Source organism: Bacillus sp. LL01 (assembly GCF_001037965.1).
Genome location: NZ_LFEL01000003.1, coordinates 178,288 through 195,355, shown reverse-complemented (window position 1 = coordinate 195,355; position 17,068 = coordinate 178,288). Strand labels below are relative to the sequence as shown.

At 42.5% G+C, this 17,068-nt stretch carries 11 protein-coding genes; 1 reads left to right on the top strand and 10 read right to left on the bottom strand.

The features are described from left to right. Positions 1–226 precede the first annotated feature (226 nt). The 8 genes from AB685_RS10490 to AB685_RS10455 all read right to left on the bottom strand — a co-directional run bounded on the left by AB685_RS10490 (position 227) and on the right by AB685_RS10455 (position 13,574). Positions 227–1,366, bottom strand: a complete 1,140-nt coding sequence (locus AB685_RS10490; protein WP_047970559.1) for a S8 family peptidase — start codon at positions 1,364–1,366, stop codon at positions 227–229. A 281-nt stretch (positions 1,367–1,647) separates the two neighbouring features. Further along, entirely contained in the window at positions 1,648–2,781 is a 1,134-nt protein-coding gene (locus tag AB685_RS10485) for a S8 family peptidase (protein ID WP_047970940.1), read from the bottom strand. 317 nt (positions 2,782–3,098) lie between these two features. Beyond that, a complete protein-coding gene (locus AB685_RS10480; protein WP_053073789.1) occupies positions 3,099–5,555 on the bottom strand; it encodes a S8 family serine peptidase in 2,457 nt (818 codons plus the stop codon). Positions 5,556–5,582: 27 nt separating this feature from the next. Further along, positions 5,583–7,016, bottom strand: coding sequence for a S8 family serine peptidase (locus AB685_RS10475; RefSeq protein ID WP_047970558.1), 1,434 nt, complete (start codon positions 7,014–7,016; stop codon positions 5,583–5,585). Positions 7,017–7,391: 375 nt separating this feature from the next. Then, on the bottom strand, positions 7,392–8,735 hold the full coding sequence (locus AB685_RS10470; protein WP_047970557.1) for a sodium-dependent transporter: 1,344 nt from the start codon (positions 8,733–8,735) through the stop codon (positions 7,392–7,394). 106 nt (positions 8,736–8,841) lie between these two features. Then, a complete protein-coding gene (locus AB685_RS10465) occupies positions 8,842–9,480 on the bottom strand; it encodes a response regulator transcription factor (RefSeq protein WP_047970938.1) in 639 nt (212 codons plus the stop codon). Beyond that, positions 9,473–11,314, bottom strand: coding sequence for a GAF domain-containing sensor histidine kinase (locus tag AB685_RS10460; RefSeq protein WP_241773275.1), 1,842 nt, complete (start codon positions 11,312–11,314; stop codon positions 9,473–9,475). Before AB685_RS10460 ends, AB685_RS10465 begins: the two co-directional genes overlap by 8 nt. A gap of 394 nt (positions 11,315–11,708) precedes the next feature. Beyond that, on the bottom strand, positions 11,709–13,574 hold the full coding sequence (locus tag AB685_RS10455; RefSeq protein ID WP_053073787.1) for a PAS domain S-box protein: 1,866 nt from the start codon (positions 13,572–13,574) through the stop codon (positions 11,709–11,711). Positions 13,575–13,853: 279 nt separating this feature from the next. Here AB685_RS10455 and AB685_RS10450 point away from each other — a divergent pair, with 279 nt between their 5' ends. Further along, entirely contained in the window at positions 13,854–14,741 is an 888-nt protein-coding gene (locus tag AB685_RS10450; RefSeq protein WP_047970555.1) for an NAD(P)-dependent oxidoreductase, read from the top strand. 106 nt (positions 14,742–14,847) lie between these two features. Here AB685_RS10450 and hutG read toward each other — a convergent pair whose 3' ends face one another. Both hutG and hutI read right to left on the bottom strand, forming a co-directional pair. Beyond that, positions 14,848–15,813 carry a formimidoylglutamase gene (gene hutG / locus AB685_RS10445; RefSeq protein WP_047970554.1) on the bottom strand — a complete coding sequence of 322 codons (966 nt, stop codon included), beginning with the start codon at positions 15,811–15,813 and terminating at the stop codon, positions 14,848–14,850. Beyond that, the gene (hutI, locus tag AB685_RS10440) at positions 15,806–17,065 is read right to left on the bottom strand and encodes an imidazolonepropionase (RefSeq protein ID WP_047970553.1); all 1,260 of its coding nucleotides are present in this window, start codon (positions 17,063–17,065) and stop codon (positions 15,806–15,808) included. Before hutI ends, hutG begins: the two co-directional genes overlap by 8 nt. Between the last annotated feature and the right edge of the window lie 3 nt (positions 17,066–17,068).

The following is a 17,068-nucleotide window of genomic DNA, read 5'->3' as shown; positions in this document are numbered from 1 at the left end:
CTCACCCCCTTTTCTTTTCTACAGGTCTATACTTAAGATGCAAGTTATCTAATAATAGTTTCAATTTTAGTAAAAAAATTATAATTTCTGTTTTTTGGTAGTTGTACTTTTTTACGGTAGCATATTATTTTGGGATTGAGTGAGGGATTTTTCAAAATGGAGATAAAATAAAATGCCCGCCCCCACACAAGGGACAGGCATTCTAGGTATGTGATTTTCTTTTGATCTATTGAAGTGCGGCTTCTAAATTGATGACGCCATGGCCATAGTTGAAGGCAGATCCCAAATTGGTTGCCGTATCTCTTAATCTTTCACGAACCTGCACATTTGTCAGGTTCGGGTTTTGCGCAAGTAACAATGCTGCCGCTCCTGCTACATGAGGGGAAGCCATGGAAGTTCCATTCAATTCACCATACTGGTTTCCTGGTAATGTACTGTTGATAGCAACACCAGGGGCCATTACTTCCAGCTGACTGCCTACACTGGAGAAGGAAGCACGGTTGTTATTGGAATCCACCGCACCTACAGCGATAACAGAATCATATCTGGCAGGATACCCGATTGTATTGATCAAACCGAAGAATGAACCGCTGTTTCCAGCAGCTGCTACCACTACAATGCCACTGTTATAGGCATTGTCACTCGCCTGCTTCAATGTGGTGGAACCTGTACTACCGCCTAAGCTCATATTGATGACATCCATGTTGTTGTCGATTGCCCATTCAATTCCTTGTGCAATTCCAGCAAGCGTTCCACTCCCGCCGGAACTTAACACTTTTACCGCATACAAGTCTACATCATAGGAAACACCGAGTACACCAACATTATTGTTTAATGCCGCAATTGTTCCGGCGACATGTGTTCCATGCCCATTTCCATCCGTCAAGGCATCAGGCTCTTCAGAAACGAAGCTTTGCCCGCCTACCACATTCAGGTCTCCATGGCTTGCATCAATGCCTGTATCGAGAACGGCCACTTTAACACCTGATCCCGTTACATTCTGTGCGTGTGCCACATCCGCTTTGATATGAGGCACGCCATAAGGTACCGTTTGAGCAGTAGTATGCATTTCCACATTTTCTTCCACATATGCCACAAGAGGATTTTTTTCAAGTGCATCTGCAGCAACTTCCGGCAAGGTGATATGTAAGACGTTCATGTGTTTGAATTGATGTTCCACCGAACCACCAAGAGTTGAGACTAATGTGTCTGCCTTAGCTATGGAAGGACCTGCTTTTAATCCAATCAGGTATTCCTTCATCAACGGTTTTCCGTTTGCACTTGCATCAGATGGCATAAAAGAGAAGGATAGGACCATCATGACCGCCAATAAGACGGTAAACATTTTTCTTAAAGACTTATTCATTATGTAAATCACACTCCAGTCTTTTTTCTAAATAATCAAATTATTTAGTTACCTATGATACTAGCATAATATTTAATGAATTGTTATTGGGAAAACGGACAGGATATGATTGATTTAAACGTATATTTCAGTAGACGATTTCCCAATGGTTTATCATGGAAATAATTAAAAAAATAGGTCATTAGTGTTAAAATCACTTTTTGAAATAGCAGAAAAAAGCACCAGACCTGCTCCTACAAAGAGCGAAGTCTGGTGCATATATTAGAAGGGGGATAAACTAGTTATTGTAAAGCACTCTCAACATTGATGACTCCTTTTCCGTAGAAGAAAGGATCACCTAGATTCGTAGCCGTATTTTTCAGACGGTCACGGATTTGGACATTTGACATGCTCGGGTATTTTGCTTTGATTAATGCAGCAGCCCCTGCAACATGTGGAGAAGCCATGGACGTACCATTGAATGATGCATAGTTGTTACCAGGAGTTGTGCTAAGAATGTTTACTCCAGGTGCCATTACCTCAAGTTCATTACCTACACTGGAGAAGGATGCACGGTTGTTACTAGAATCCACTGCACCTACAGCGATAACCGAGCTGTATCTTGCTGGGTATCCTATTGTATTCTGTTTGCCTCTAGAACCGGAGTTTCCTGCTGCCGCCACTACGACAATGCCTCTAGCGTATGCATTATCACACGCCTGCTGTAATGCTGAAGATCCCGAACTTCCACCAAGACTCATATTGATAACATTCATCCCGTTAGCGACAGACCACTCGATTCCCTGTGCAATTCCACTTAATGTTCCACTTCCGGATGCACTAAGTACTTTTACTGCATAAAGGTCAGCATTGTAAGCTACACCTAGTACACCAGTAGTGTTATTTAATGCAGCAACCGTTCCTGCTACGTGTGTACCATGGCCATTTCCGTCTTGAAGAGCATTCGGCTCACCTGAAACGAAGCTTGCGCCACCTTTTACATTTAGATCAGCATGGTTGGCGTCAATTCCTGTATCAAGGATTGCAACCTTCACTCCACTTCCTGTCACACCAGCAGCATGAGCTTTATCTGCTTTGATATGAGGGATGCCCCAAGGAACTGTTTGAGCAGTAGCCATCATTTCGACGTTTTCCTCTACGAAAGCAATGTTAGGATTCTTCTTTAAAGCTTCTGCAGCTTTTGCAGGCAATGAGACTTCCACAACATCCATGTACTGGAATGTATGTTGGATATCCCCACCCGCTGCACTAATTAGGTTTTGGGAAGACTGGGCGTTCGCTTTATTACCTTTTGTAAATCCAACTAAGTATTCTTTCTTTGCATTAACACTCGGACCTGATGATTCCGCCTGGGCGGTTCCGAAGGCTAACGAGAAAGCCAAAATTGCTATAAGTATGACCGAAAAACCTTTCATCCACTTTTTCAATAGATTCACTCCTCGAATCAAGATTTTTAATAATTCTTACTATTAAGAACTATTAACGAAAGTTTACCATCTGTCACGGGAAATTCATATTGGGAAACTGAAGCAAAAAAAGGGCTATAATTTAAAGGTTAAACCTCCAAGTTTCCCAATAGGAAAATCTGTAATAGTTTCCTTGTTTCTCCTATAGAATGAGGTGGTGTGGATTTTTATCGGATACACATCTAGAAACTACAAAAAAGAAGCTGAGTCTATACAGCTTCTCTCCTATTCTAACTATTAAATATCGATGTTTTAACAAAAAAACCTCAATTAAAAAACACGTTAAAATATCTTGTAAATGCCACCGCAAAATCTCCCCTTGTAACCTCCTCGTTACCGTGGAAAGTAGCCTCGATCTTTGGCTTCAAGTCATACCTTCCCTGTGTGACTGAGAAATTCGCATTTAAAATATTCAAGTTTAATGCCAATTGCACATATCCTTTTAAGTGTTCTGGAATATCTCCCTGATCCTTTAACACTACAAGTTCATCTTTATACATCACCTTTATATCACCTTTATGGGCTACCGCCTCTTCTTGGAATCCAAGACTCTGAACCAAGGAGTATGCCAGTTCCCCTTTCGTTACCGTTCCTTTAGGTAAAAACTTTCCATCTTTCCCAGGTAGCATGACTCCATTATATTGGTGGAATTGGTCCCGGAATGCGCCTCCTTTAGCAACAACAGCTTCAGCAAAAGCCGATTCAGCACCTGTAACATCTCCAAAGGTCGGTTGAACTGGAATGCTTTGGCGAATTTCTGCACCCATCATCAAAGACTTGGCAAGATCCAATCTGGTAAGTTTAGCATCCGGTTTAAATGAGTCATTTTTGTAACCATCAAATAGTCTCTCACTTACACCTTGCTGGATGGCAGCTTCTGCTGGATGACCACTTATATCATTCAGACCGGAAAACCCATCGATTTTCGTAAAGGCGAATGTTCCTTGTACTTTTTCAGGTAGGGCAATTCCAATCGGATTAAGGTCGGCTCCTCGAAGTCCTCTAATTTCTGCTTTCCAAGTACCATGCTGTGGGTTGTCTATCAATACAATACGATCTGTATATAAAGGAAATAGTAGACTGACACCTGAACTGTATTCTGTTCCATCTGGTGCTGTCAGAACGAGATTAATAGTGTTTCCGGTAGCTTCCATCACCCCTTTTCCATCCACTCTTGCAAGAAGACTCGTCAATCCTTGTTCAACAGAAAATTCATAAGCACCCCCGGTAAGTGCGGAGTAGTTTAATTCAAACTCTTCCCGTGTTGTTGACGTATCAACGTTCGAGTGGAAGGTTTGGTTCATTATTGACGTCGATCCATAAGTCTTTTCCTGATGAAGAGAGGCATCCACGGCAGCAAACGCGTTCACATAACCTGCCCCCACTTCCCATGCCTCATAACCTGGCATATTGGTGGCTGTATCTTGAATGATGTCTTTAACCTCATCTGGTGATAATGTTGGATCAGCCTCGAGCATCAAGGCCACAATCCCAGCCACATGTGGTGTGGCCATTGATGTTCCACTCATTGTTGTATAGTAAAGGAGGTGTTGAGGTTCAATCAATTCTGCATCTTTTTCAGCCGCCAGTGCGGAAAGTGGAGCCAGCACTCTTGTTGATACGATATCCACTCCAGGCGCAGTAATGGTTGGTCTATCTTCCCAAGTCCATTCCATCCCGTCCATGCTGAATGTTCCTCCTGCCCCTTTCGTTCCACGAGAGGAGAAATCAGCCAAGGTGCCATCCTTCACACCAGCCGCAACTGAAATGACCCACGGTGCTTTGGCATAAGGATTATGTGTGTTTTCCGCCGGTCCTTCATTACCTGCAGCAAACAGAACAACGATCCCTCGATCATACGCTTTTTTACTTGCTACATTTATTGGGTGATTCGGGTCAAAGTCACCACTCGATCCCCATGAGTTTGTAATTACCCGGATGCCATATTCCTGCTGATGGGTGATGGCGTAATCAAAGCCGCCGATTCCATCCAAGATGAAAAGTGCTCCTCCAGAACCGTACCCGATCAGGTCTGCTCCTGGTGCCGCTCCCTCATACTTCCCTCCTGACATTGCTCCTGTTCCGCCAACAGTTCCTGCCACATGTGTTCCATGCCCAGAGTTTGTATCTGTGTTTGGTACATTTTCCGTGTATGTGATCGGTAAGATTCCCGTTATTCCTTGAAGGTTGGTGGAGCCAAGTACGTTTTGAACAAGATTTTTGCCGAACTCATGATCTTTATGTGTACCGTCCACTCCACTGTCATTCACTACCACTCCTATCCCATTTCCCGAGATAGGCATTCCCCCGTTCCCCTTGGTCATTTCCTTGTCAGTTCTGACTTTGTTCACTCCTGTAATATCCGTTGATTCTGCGTTATAGTATGTTACTTCTTCATTGAGATAAATCGATCTTACTTCCGGCGATTCTGCCAACGCTTCTACTTGTGCCTTCGTAGCCAGTGCCCCCGCAATCGGCAACTCGTTCATGGTTACTGCTGAAGTTATGTCAAGTTCTTTCAATAATTCGAGTTGAGTAGCTGAAGGTTTTTCATCTCCATTGAAGGTAATGATTATTTGGGCAGTACTTGTAGCATTATTTAAAACAGACCAGACCTTTTCTTGGACCACAGAGGAAGTTGATTCCTCCCCCTCGGCATTCACACTGAATAATGGAGACAGCATCAATAATAAAGCACATACAGCAGCAAACCATCTTTTCATTAAATTCCCTCTTTTCCAATGAATTGTTTATTGAATTGCTTTCGTGACAGCTTTGTGTGCATCAACATAGCCAGCACCAGTCTCCCATTTTGCATATCCTTCCATCGGTGTGGCCGTGTCTTCGAGTATCTCTTTTATTTCCAATGCATCCAAGGTTGGATTTACTTCCAACATCAGCGCGATGATTCCTGCGACATGCGGTGCTGCCATGGATGTTCCGCTGAATGTAGTGTAATAAGGCAGATGGGCAGGTGAGATATATTCCAGGTCTTTCTGTGCGCTTAGAGCAGATAAAGGAGTAAATACTCTTGCAGACACAATGTCAACGCCCGGCGCAGTGACGGTGGGGCGGTCTTCCCAAGTATATTCAGTCCCATCTACTACCAAGGAGCCTTCATTTCCTTCAAGCCCTCTGGATGAGAAATCTGCCAACTCCCCTTCAATAGAACCCGCTGCTACCGTTATGACCCAAGGTGCTTTTTTGTAGTTACCGGAAATGGTCGCTTCACCCGGACCAGAGTTTCCAGCAGAAAAAACGGTAATAATTCCACGGTCATACAGTTTTTTTGTTGCGATATTGATTGGGTCGTTGGGATCAAAGTCTGTGCCCGCATCACTCGTTGCGCCCCAGGAATTCGTAATGATACGGATGTTGTATTCCTGCTGATGGGTCAGGGCATAATCAAATCCACTAAGGATATCCAGCATCGCAACAACTGCTCCTGAACCGTATCCAATCAAATTCGCTCCAGGTGCCACACCTTCGTATTTCCCTCCTGACATCGCTCCTGTACCTCCAACTGTTCCTGCAACATGTGTTCCATGTCCGGAGCTAGAATCCGTATTGGGAACATTTTCGACGTAGGTTACTGGTAGAATTCCGGTTACCCCTTGAAGATTGGTGCTGCCTAGTACATTCTGAACTAGATTTCGTCCGAACTTGATATCATTATGAGTACCGTCCACTCCGCTGTCATTGATGACAATTCCAATGCCTTCTCCACTCAGAGGCATCCCACCATTCATTTGACGGAAACCATCATCTTCACGAACTCGGTCCACACCGGTATAGGCAGTTGCATCATCGTTTTCATATTGAAGCTTCTGGTTGTAATAAACGGAGACCACGTTATCCCACTCCAGGATTTGATCCACTTGTTCCTTTGTTACCAAAGCCCCGATGAATGGTAAGCTTTCAAACGTGATAGCTTGCTTGATTCCCAGCTCTTCCAGCAGTTCCGTATGACGGAGTTGGACACCACCATCTTCATCAAATGATATGATCACTTCTACAGGACCCTCACTTGTTTTAAAAGCCTGCTTCAATGCCTCATCCATATAAGTTGCTTGGCTTTGAAAATTACTTGCGTTTACCTGGTGAGGACCTTGCATCCAAACCGACTGCACTAATAGACTTAGTAATAGAACCCCTGTAGAAAATATAGAAACTTTTCTTCTCATCACATAACCCCTTTCTAAATTTTTTAAATTGTAAGATTATTAGTTGTATTTTCTCATACCCTTTTCATCCCAACTATTAGTCATCCGTTGTAAAAAACAGAGTATCTGTACTATTTTGCTTACTACTTTAGTAGTAAGTAAAGGAGGATTTCCACGCAAAAAAACGCCGGACAACTTGTCCGACGTTTTTACATTCATAATTTATAGGGTCTGTTAAATACCGCTGTTGCTTTCCGCGGGGCGACCTTGAACCTCCTCGCTTCGCTTGCGGGGTCTCAAGATTGTCGCTACTCTCCCACTGAAGTCTACGCCTTTTGCTCCAATCAACAGCTAGAAACTAGCTCATTATCTATAGTTTACTTTAACAGAACCAATTTATAGAATACCTAACGATTGAAGAAATACAAGGATTATCCCGACTGGAATGACATATCTAATCAGGGAATACCATACTTGGAACAAGCCTTTTTTAACAGATGATCCTTGGAAAAATTCATCTTCTAGAATATTTTTAGGTACCCTGAATCCGACAAAGTAAGAAATCAACAGAGCCCCAAGTGGGAGTCCGACGTTACTCACAAGAAAATCTGCTGCATCAAAGAGCAATAGACCTCCGATGGTAATATCAGAAAGTAAGCCAAATGATAGTGCTGATGGAATACCAAGTACAAAAATGATCATACCGGTAATGACAGCAATCCTTCTTCGCTTCTCCTGATTATCTTTAACAATGACCGCCACAATAATTTCCAATATGGAGAATGCAGATGTCAAAGTTGCAAATAAAAGTAATATCAAAAACATGGTCAAGAATAATCCGCCAAGCGGAAGTTGATCGAATACTGCAGGCAGTACGACAAAGACCAATCCTGGCCCTTCATCCGGTTGCAATCCTAATGCAAATACTGCAGGGAAAATGACAAGTCCCGATAAAAGAGAAATGATGATGTTCAACCCGACCACAGATCCTGCAGATCGAACCAAATTCTCTCCCTTTTCCAGATAGGAACTGTACGTAACCATGATGGATATACCGACACTTAATGAAAACAGGGCCTGTCCCAGTGCCATCAAGAATGTATTAGGGGTAATCAGTGATAAATCCGGTTGCAAGAAGTAAAGAACTCCTTGAGAAGCCCCTTCCAAAGTCAGAGATCTTACCAGCAATACAATAAAAATAATAAATAATAATGGCATTAAAATCTTGCTGGCCTTTTCAATTCCACTCTGCACCCCTGCTTGTACAACCCATACAGTAATACCCAGGAAAATAATTTGTGCTATCAAGACCTGAACAGGATTGGATATCGTCTGTCCAAATAGTCCACTGTATTCCTCCAGGGAAAATTGAGACAAACCACCTGCGATACTTTTTCCTAAATAGGTGACAATCCATCCACCAACAACACTGTAGAAAGACAAAAGAATAAAAGAAGCAGCCACTCCCAGGATACCTATGTAGTGCCATTTCTGTTTGGGTGCCAATACCTTATACGCTGTTATGGCGTCCTTCTGTGTGGACCTTCCGATAATGAACTCAGCCAAAATCATTGGTGCACCAATAATAAGTGTAAAGAGGATAAACAAAAGAAAGAAAGCTCCTCCTCCATTTGTACCAGCCATATACGGAAATTTCCATATGGCTCCGAGCCCGATAGCGGACCCTGCTGCTGCTAATATGAAGCCGATTTTTGACGTCCATTGCTCATGCTGTTTCATTGTCTATAACTCCTATTTCAAAGATTAGTCTATTATAATACTACCGTTTGGGGAAAATGTATAGGGAATTTTCTGTAAAGTCTACAGTAGGTTCTGACAGACGATTCTATGGAAGTGGAACCAACTTATGCTGTACGGCATAAATGACCACCTGCGAGCGACTTTTCACATCCAGCTTTTTAAAGATTTTACTTACATGTATTTTTACCGTTTTGTCGCTTATGAACAGGCGTTGTGCTATTTCTTTATTGGATAGGCCTTCAACCAGACAAACCAGCACTTCCTTTTCCCGTTCGGTCAAGGTGGAATCCTCTGCTTGCTGTATCCCCTTCTGATGATAGTCGATCAATTTTTTCGTCATCGCAGGGTGAATGATGGATTCCCCCTTAAAGACTGTTCGAATCGCATCCACCACCTGATCGGATGGTGAATCTTTAAGTAGATACCCATCTGCTCCTTCTTTTATGGCAGACATGAAATATTCGTCATGCTTATACATTGTAAGGATTAGCACTTTTATCTCTGGATATTCCTTTTTCACTATTTTTGTCAGTTCAATACCATCTTGATTCGGCATATTGATATCCATGACAATAACATGAGGTCGGTCTTTTTCCAAAAATGCTACCATTTCTTTACCGCCTGTCGCCTCTCCCAATACCTTCATATCACTTTCCAAGGATATGATGGACTTCAAGCCGTCCCGCAAGATGGCATGGTCATCCACAAGCATGACATTAATCATCATTTTTCGCCCCTTCCAATCCGAGTTTTGGTACTGTCAGTATTATCTCTGTACCTTCATTTGGCCCACTTTCAATCTGTAGGGCTGCACCGATTTTTTCAGCCGCTTCATTCATCTGAAGTATTCCGTAATGAGGTTCATTCATTGCTTTGATCATCGCGTGATACAAAGAAAACCCAACACCGTTATCAGTCATTTTCAATAAAATATGGTCCCGCTTATAGCTCACCAAAATATGGAGATCGGTTGCCTTCGCATGCTTGATACAGTTCTGCACACTTTCTTGGAAAACATCAAACATGACCTTTTCCGTCATCGGGCTGATCGGTCCTCGTTCTCCTCTGATTTCCAATTTGATATTAAGCCCCAATGTCTGGTCTTTTTTCAACTGGACTATCTTCCTTTCAATGGCTGTATGAAAACCAAGCTGCTCGGTAGGGTAGGGTTTTAAGGCATAAATGGAATCCCTTACATCCTTTAGACTTTCCCTTAACCTATTATTGCTGTCTGCTATCAGCTGTCTGGCTTCCACTGGATTAGAGTCCATTTTCTTCAAGGACGTATCCAACTTCATGACGGCACCGGCAAGTGACTGTGCAATTCCATCATGGATATCGTGTGCAATTCGATTCCGTTCTTCAAGGATCACCCTCCGCTCCTGTTCTTTCACAAGCTGTTTCGTTTTGAAAAAGCCCGCCAATTGATTGGCAATGGTTGCAACCGCCCTCGTATCTTCAACAGTGAAGCTTTTTGTACGCGATTTGGTCACCACAAAGCATCCAATTGTTTCATTTTCAAAAATTAATGGGGCGTACACTACCGATCGAGATTGTAGGCGAAAATAAGGAGTCAATGGGCCTTTGTCTGTATCCTGTTTATCGAAGATTGTTAATTTTTCCATTGATTCCATAAGGAAGAATGCCTCTTTATCCAACGAAGCGGAAGAAAGCTCACCTTTCACCATGGTCATTTCCCACTGTATCTGGTCGTTACGTAGTAAAAGAACGCAATCTTCATAGACCATAATATCATTCAGCAGCGTTTTAATAAGCTCCTCCCAGCTTTGGGATGGGAGAGATTTATTCAGTTCCGATGAGAAATCAAACAGTGCTTTGATGCGGTTTTTTTCCACCTTCAGCCTGGCTATGATAGAACTTAATAACGACAATCCAACTAGGGGTGAGAAGAAGAAAAAGTAAGAAAAAACATCCACATCACCACGATTTTGGCTTCCAAGATAATGTATCAGGCATCCATAAACAAAAGCGATCCCATAACTGATTGCTTCCCCTTGGGTCTTACCCAACCAAAATCTGAATGGGTACTTTTCCGGTCTAAGCCAAAGTACAATATCCACAATAATATTATTGATAAGATAAAAAAAGGATATCATTATAAAAAAGCCGAAAAGCCCCATGTTCAATGGAGAGAAATCAGACACTGCCAGTTGGTCCATGAATATTCCATGGATGATATGTGCCATATAAAAACTGATGATCAACTGCGCTGGATTAAAAAGTAATATGCGTAGAGGTCTGCGATGAACTATATTGATCCCAAGCACTACCAGCGCATAAATAAGTATGACATGTTCAATACCAAAAACGACATACAACATGTAGATGATTGGAAAGGTAAGGGTTGTTTGTCCTCTGGGCATCGGCATCGGGTAATATTCGCACACGACAAGAAATATCACTAAAAGCAATAAAGCCAAGGACAGATTTACCGTTTCCAGAGTTATGACATGATAGGCAAGCAGCACTAATCCAGCTATGGAGATAAAGCTCATATATAGTTGGGAGATATGGTAGTTTCTCCACTGTAGTTCCATTCTCATCAAACCATTCCAATTAAATTTAGTAGAATTCTAGAAATGTCTTTGCAAAGCAGTTTTCGTAAACTTTGTTGCTTTTTCGAAATTTTACTACAAACGTTATAATCGTTGCTGTCGTGCTCTTTTCCTAGCTAATCAATATTAATTGCATGCCTTAATTAAAGTAGATAAACGGTAAAAAGTCCTAATGCCGACTTTTTACTAGCAATCAGCCACAATCTTTGAGAAAAAAGCCATTTGCAAAGAAAGAAGAACTCCAGCTGGCATAATGTTAATCACTTCCCAACTGAAGTTCCTCGTACCCGATATGGAGTACAATTCTATCATAAGAAAAACTTCTTCTTAATTCTATTAGGTAAAAGAAATATATACCTAGTACTTAAGTATTATTTTAGTCTTTATTAAAGCGCACTTCTATCGTGGTACCTTGATTCACTTCACTCTTGACTTTAACTGTTCCGTGATGATTTTTTATAATATTGAATGTAATCATCAGACCCAGTCCCGTACCTGTTGTCTTGGTTGTAAAAAACGGCTCTCCCAGTCTTGCAATCGTTTCCTCAGGAATTCCAGTACCCTCATCACGTATCCTGATGATTACTTCCTCCTCCTCATTCTCCATATCAATATAGATGGTACCTCCACTCTGCATCGCTTCAATTCCATTTTTAAGCAAATTAATAAATACTTGCTTCATCTGATTCTCATCACATTTTATCTTGGAATCCTTCGCAGTCAATTTCAGGTCAAACCAAACATTGTTCATGATTGCCTGTGTTTCAAGCAGCGTTGTTACATCTTTAAGCAGGGAATGGACAGAAACTGGATGGATATAGACTTGATGAGGCTTTGCTAGTAGCAACAATTCACTTAAAATCAGCTCTATCCTGTTGAGTTCCGATTCAATAATATGGAAATATTCTTGTTTTTCTTCAATCTCCCTCTCTAGAAGTTTGAAAAAACCTTTTATGGCCGTAAGCGGGTTGCGAATTTCATGGGCAATGCCTGCTGCCAATTGACCAGCGACAGATAGCTTTTCTGATTGCAACATAAGTGCTTCCGCCTGTTTACGCTCCGTTATGTCCCTGATAATGACTTGAAGCGCATTTTTCCCAAGATATGTGATAGGAATACCAACCAGTTCCGTATGGATCCGGTTACCCTTCATCGTCGTCCAAACTTGTCCGAATGTCGGCAGTTTTGTTCCATTATGCTGTTCGTGGACCTCTTTCCAAATCTTTTGAAAATCTTCTTCGGGAATATTTTCATAGATACTTTGTCCAAAAAGTTCTCCATAATTGTCCACTTCAAGCATCTTCAATCCCGATTCATTGATAAAGGTCCACTTCTCTTCGCAGATTACTCCTATTGTGTCGATGGAGTTCTGGACCAATTTACGAAATCTTTCTCTACTATTTTGCAAGATTTTGTGAAAGTTTTTCCGATGTGAAATATCCACCAGCATAACAAAAGAAGCTGAATCCCCTTTGAATGTGGTATGGTTTGAGATGATTTCCACATCAATCGCTCTCCCGTCCAACCGTTTCCAGCGCTGTTCCATCTGGCCTACACGGAAGCCTTGCTGTACAGATTTAATTCTTTTCCCCACAATATCATGGTAATTCTCTTCTATGTATTCATATACGGAAGTTTCCAAGATCTGCTCCTTATGGCAGGCCCCTAGCATATTGGTACCAGCTTCATTTACATACTTGATGATACCATCCACAAAGATTAACACACCATTTGGTAAATGTTCAATAAGGTCATAGGCAGAGTAGTCCTGGTCCACATGTCCTGACTCATTCTCTTCTATTTGAAGATTCCTTTTGCTCTGAGTCGTGGGCAAAGTGATGGAATTTTCCAGATCCTGTTTAGTAGGATCTTCATGATTAGATGTGGGAGAAAGCATCAGCACTATTTCAGTATCTTCCCCTTTTGGTGATTTCACTTCAGACAGGACCGCTTCCATCCAGACTAATGAACCATTTTTCTTTTTCATCCGAAAATAGCAGTGCGTTTGGTGGGAGGGTTGATAAATTAAGCTCTCTATTAAATAAAGGTCCTCCGAATTAATCCATTTTTCCAAACTTGTATCCATCAATTCATTTTTTGTATAGCCCAATATTGTTTCACACGTAGAAGAAACGTAATGTATGGTACCAATATCAGAAACGATAATAATAAGTTGTACCTTTGAGATGGATTCAACTGATTGATTTTTCTCTTTTTTTAATAAAGAGTCAGGGGTACTCACCAAATTTTCCTCCCTTCATAATCTATCGTTCTATAATTTCATTTAATCCGTTCAATAAATAATATAAGTATTCCCTATTATACTACAAATTTCTTTATTTTTCTAAATATTATAACTAATTACCCTGGTCCTTTCTACACTATTACATATATCCCACATACATCTTTCTCCTAACCTACCAGACTTCCAGCGAAAAATGTATAATGGGAGAATGGAAAAAAAGATGAAAAAGATGAAAAAAGATAAAAAAAGGGGTCAGACCCCAGGAGGAATTTACGCATGAGCATAGAAATAAGTAAAGTTGCATTTATTGGTACTGGTGTTATGGGGAGTAGCATGGCTAGGCATTTGTTGGAGCGCGGGTATGAGGTTAGTGTGTTCACTCGTTCGCGGGAGAAGGCGGAGAAACTGGTAGAGCGTGGTGCGGTGTGGAAGGCTAGTGCGGGGGAGGCTGCAAGTGGTGCGGATGTGGTGATCACGATGGTCGGCTATCCAAAAGATGTGGAGGATGTCTATTTAGAAGAGAACGGTATTATGGTCCATGCACAAGAAGGTGCCTATCTTATTGACATGACAACCTCCACTCCGACGCTTGCTAAGCAAATCTATCTTCACGCGAAGGAACGCGGGCTTCACAGCCTGGATGCTCCTGTGTCAGGTGGAGACATTGGTGCACGTGAAGGTCGTCTTACAATAATGGTCGGTGGAGACAAGGAAGCTTTTGATGACTGCATGCCGATCTTTAAAGCCTTCGGTGCGAACATCATCCATCAAGGGGGTGCTGGTGCCGGACAGCACACGAAAATGTGTAACCAGATTGCCATTGCCACAAATATGATCGGTGTTTGTGAGGCTTTGGCTTATGCAGAAGCGGCTGGACTCGATCCTGAAAATGTCCTTAAAAGTATCTCAAGCGGGGCTGCGGGAAGCTGGTCCTTGTCCAACCTTGCACCTCGTATTATCGCAGGTAACTATGAGCCTGGCTTCTTTGTAAAACATTTTATCAAAGACATGGAAATCGCACTTGATGAAGCGGATAGATTGGGTCTTGATGTCCCTGGACTCTCACTTGCCCGGGAGATGTATGTGAAACTTTCATCCCTAGGAGAACAAGACAGCGGAACACAAGCACTTTACAAGCTATTCCGTGACAAAACTATTTCATAATTAGCACCGTTAAAGGATTCCCTTAATTTTAGCAATAGCGGTGTATAAGAAATCTTAAAAATCAACATTGGCGACTGCTTACATCCCAGCAGTCGCCATTTTTTTTTTATCGAATTGAAACTCTACCTCTTAAAAATTCCAACACACAATGGACGGCCACTCTGCTGGTCACATCCCGGAAATCAATAGTAGGATCGATCTCCACAATGTCTAATCCACACACCTTTTCCTCTTTTCCCAATATATAGATAGCTTCGAGAAGCTGATCACTTGTCATGCCTCCTGGACCGATGGCGGGACAGCCTGGTGCAAACGCCTGGTCGAGCACATCGATATCAACGGAAAGGTAAACATGCTCCACCTTCCCCTTAAGATGTTCCACAGCATCACGAATCACATCAATGATTCCCTTCTTCTTCACATCACCCATTGTGAAAATCTTGACCCCATTTTCTATGGCATATTGATGGTAATAGGAACTGTTGGAATAATTTCTGATACCAATCTGGACAAGGTGGTCACCTTCCAGCACCCCCGCCTCGAGAAGTCTTCGGAAAGGGGTACCGTTTGTCGGCCCACCATCTTCTGTGTTTCTGAGATCGTGGTGTGCATCAAATTGGATGATTCCAATTTTCCCAGGTTTAACTTTCATCATCCCCGCTAAGGTTGAATACGTGATGGAATGATCGCCTCCAATGAACAACGGGACACAATCTTTATTTTCATCAAATAGGGAAACCACCGTTTCTTCAATTCTGCGGTAGGATTCTTTGATGTCTGTGGCATGCATATGGATGTCTCCTGCGTCCATCAGCTTCGAAGATTCCCGTAGGTCCAACTCCTCCTCCACTGCGTATGTGGAATAGGACTGGAGAAGCTTTCTTACCACTCCCGGTGTAAAGCTTGCACCGGAATGGCTGATGGAAGGCTTGGACAGAGGGACACCTATAATGGTAGTCCCCAACAGTTCTTCCTTCCCATCCCAATCTTGGAGAAGTTCTGTCGCTTTCGGATAATGGCGATCGACGAACGGTGGAGCCCCTGCCGTTTGTAAAAAAGCCGGCCTATTCAAGAAACGCTCCCCCTTTTGCAACTTCTTTACCATTTAAAAATACAGTGTGAACATGGTTGACCCCATAATGGTAAGGGACATACTGATAGTTTGGTGCGTTCCAGATGACAATATCGGCACGGCGGCCCACTTGAAGTCGTCCGGCAACCCCATCTTTATGGATTGCTTTTGCGGAATTGACCGTGACTGCATTCCATATCTCCTCGCAGGTCATCTTCAGCTTCAGCATCGCTAGGTTCATCATGAATTGGATATTTTCCGTCGGGGAGCTTCCGGGATTAAAGTCTGTCGCAAGTGCAACCGCGCCTCCTCCGTCAATCATCCCCCGTGCTTTTGCAAACGAATCTTTATTTAGATAAAAGGTCGTTCCAGGCAGAAGTACCGCAACAGTATCGGAAGCACCGAACATTTTCACCGCCTCATCCGACGCTGCAATCAGATGATCTGCCGAAGCTGCCTCTAGTTCGATGGCAAGCTCTGTTCCACCCAAAGAAACAATTTCATCCGCATGTATTTTGACTGCAAAACCAGCCTCTTTTGCTTTTATTAAGTATTTTTTCGATTGTTCAATGGTGAAAACACCTTCTTCGCAGAAAATGTCCACAAACTCTGCAAGTTCCTCTTCTTTTATGGTTGAAAATAGACTTGTCATCTTTTCGAGAAAGCTTTCAGGGTCTTGTTCAAAGCCCTTCGGAACCGCATGTGCCCCAAGGAAAGTGGACGCGATCGTCATTGGGTGTTTGTCCTGAAGCTCCTTTACCACTCTCAGCTGCTTAAGTTCTGTTTCCCTTTCCAATCCATAGCCGCTCTTTGCTTCAACCGCTGTAACTCCGTAGCTTAAAAGGCGTTTGAGGTGGAAGTCGGCCTTCTCCACCAATTCTTCAAAACCTGCCTCTTGTGTAGCTTTGACAGTCGAATGTATTCCCCCGCCCTGTTTTAAAATCTCCAAGTAAGGAACCCCCTGCTGTTTCAGGGCAATCTCATGTTCCCTTGATCCTCCGAAGACCAGATGGGTGTGTGGATCAACAAGCCCTGGAGTCACAAGCTTTCCATGACAATCTATGACGTTATTACTCTGCCATTTACTTGCATCATCGGTCGTCCCGATAAACTTGATTACACCATCCTTCCAACCTATTGCGCCGTTTTCAATGTGAGGGAGGACTTTCATTTTTTTCCCTTTCACCATATCTGTTTCATGATCCATTGTCAGTAGTTGACCACAGTTGATCAATAAGGTATCTAGTTGCATCGT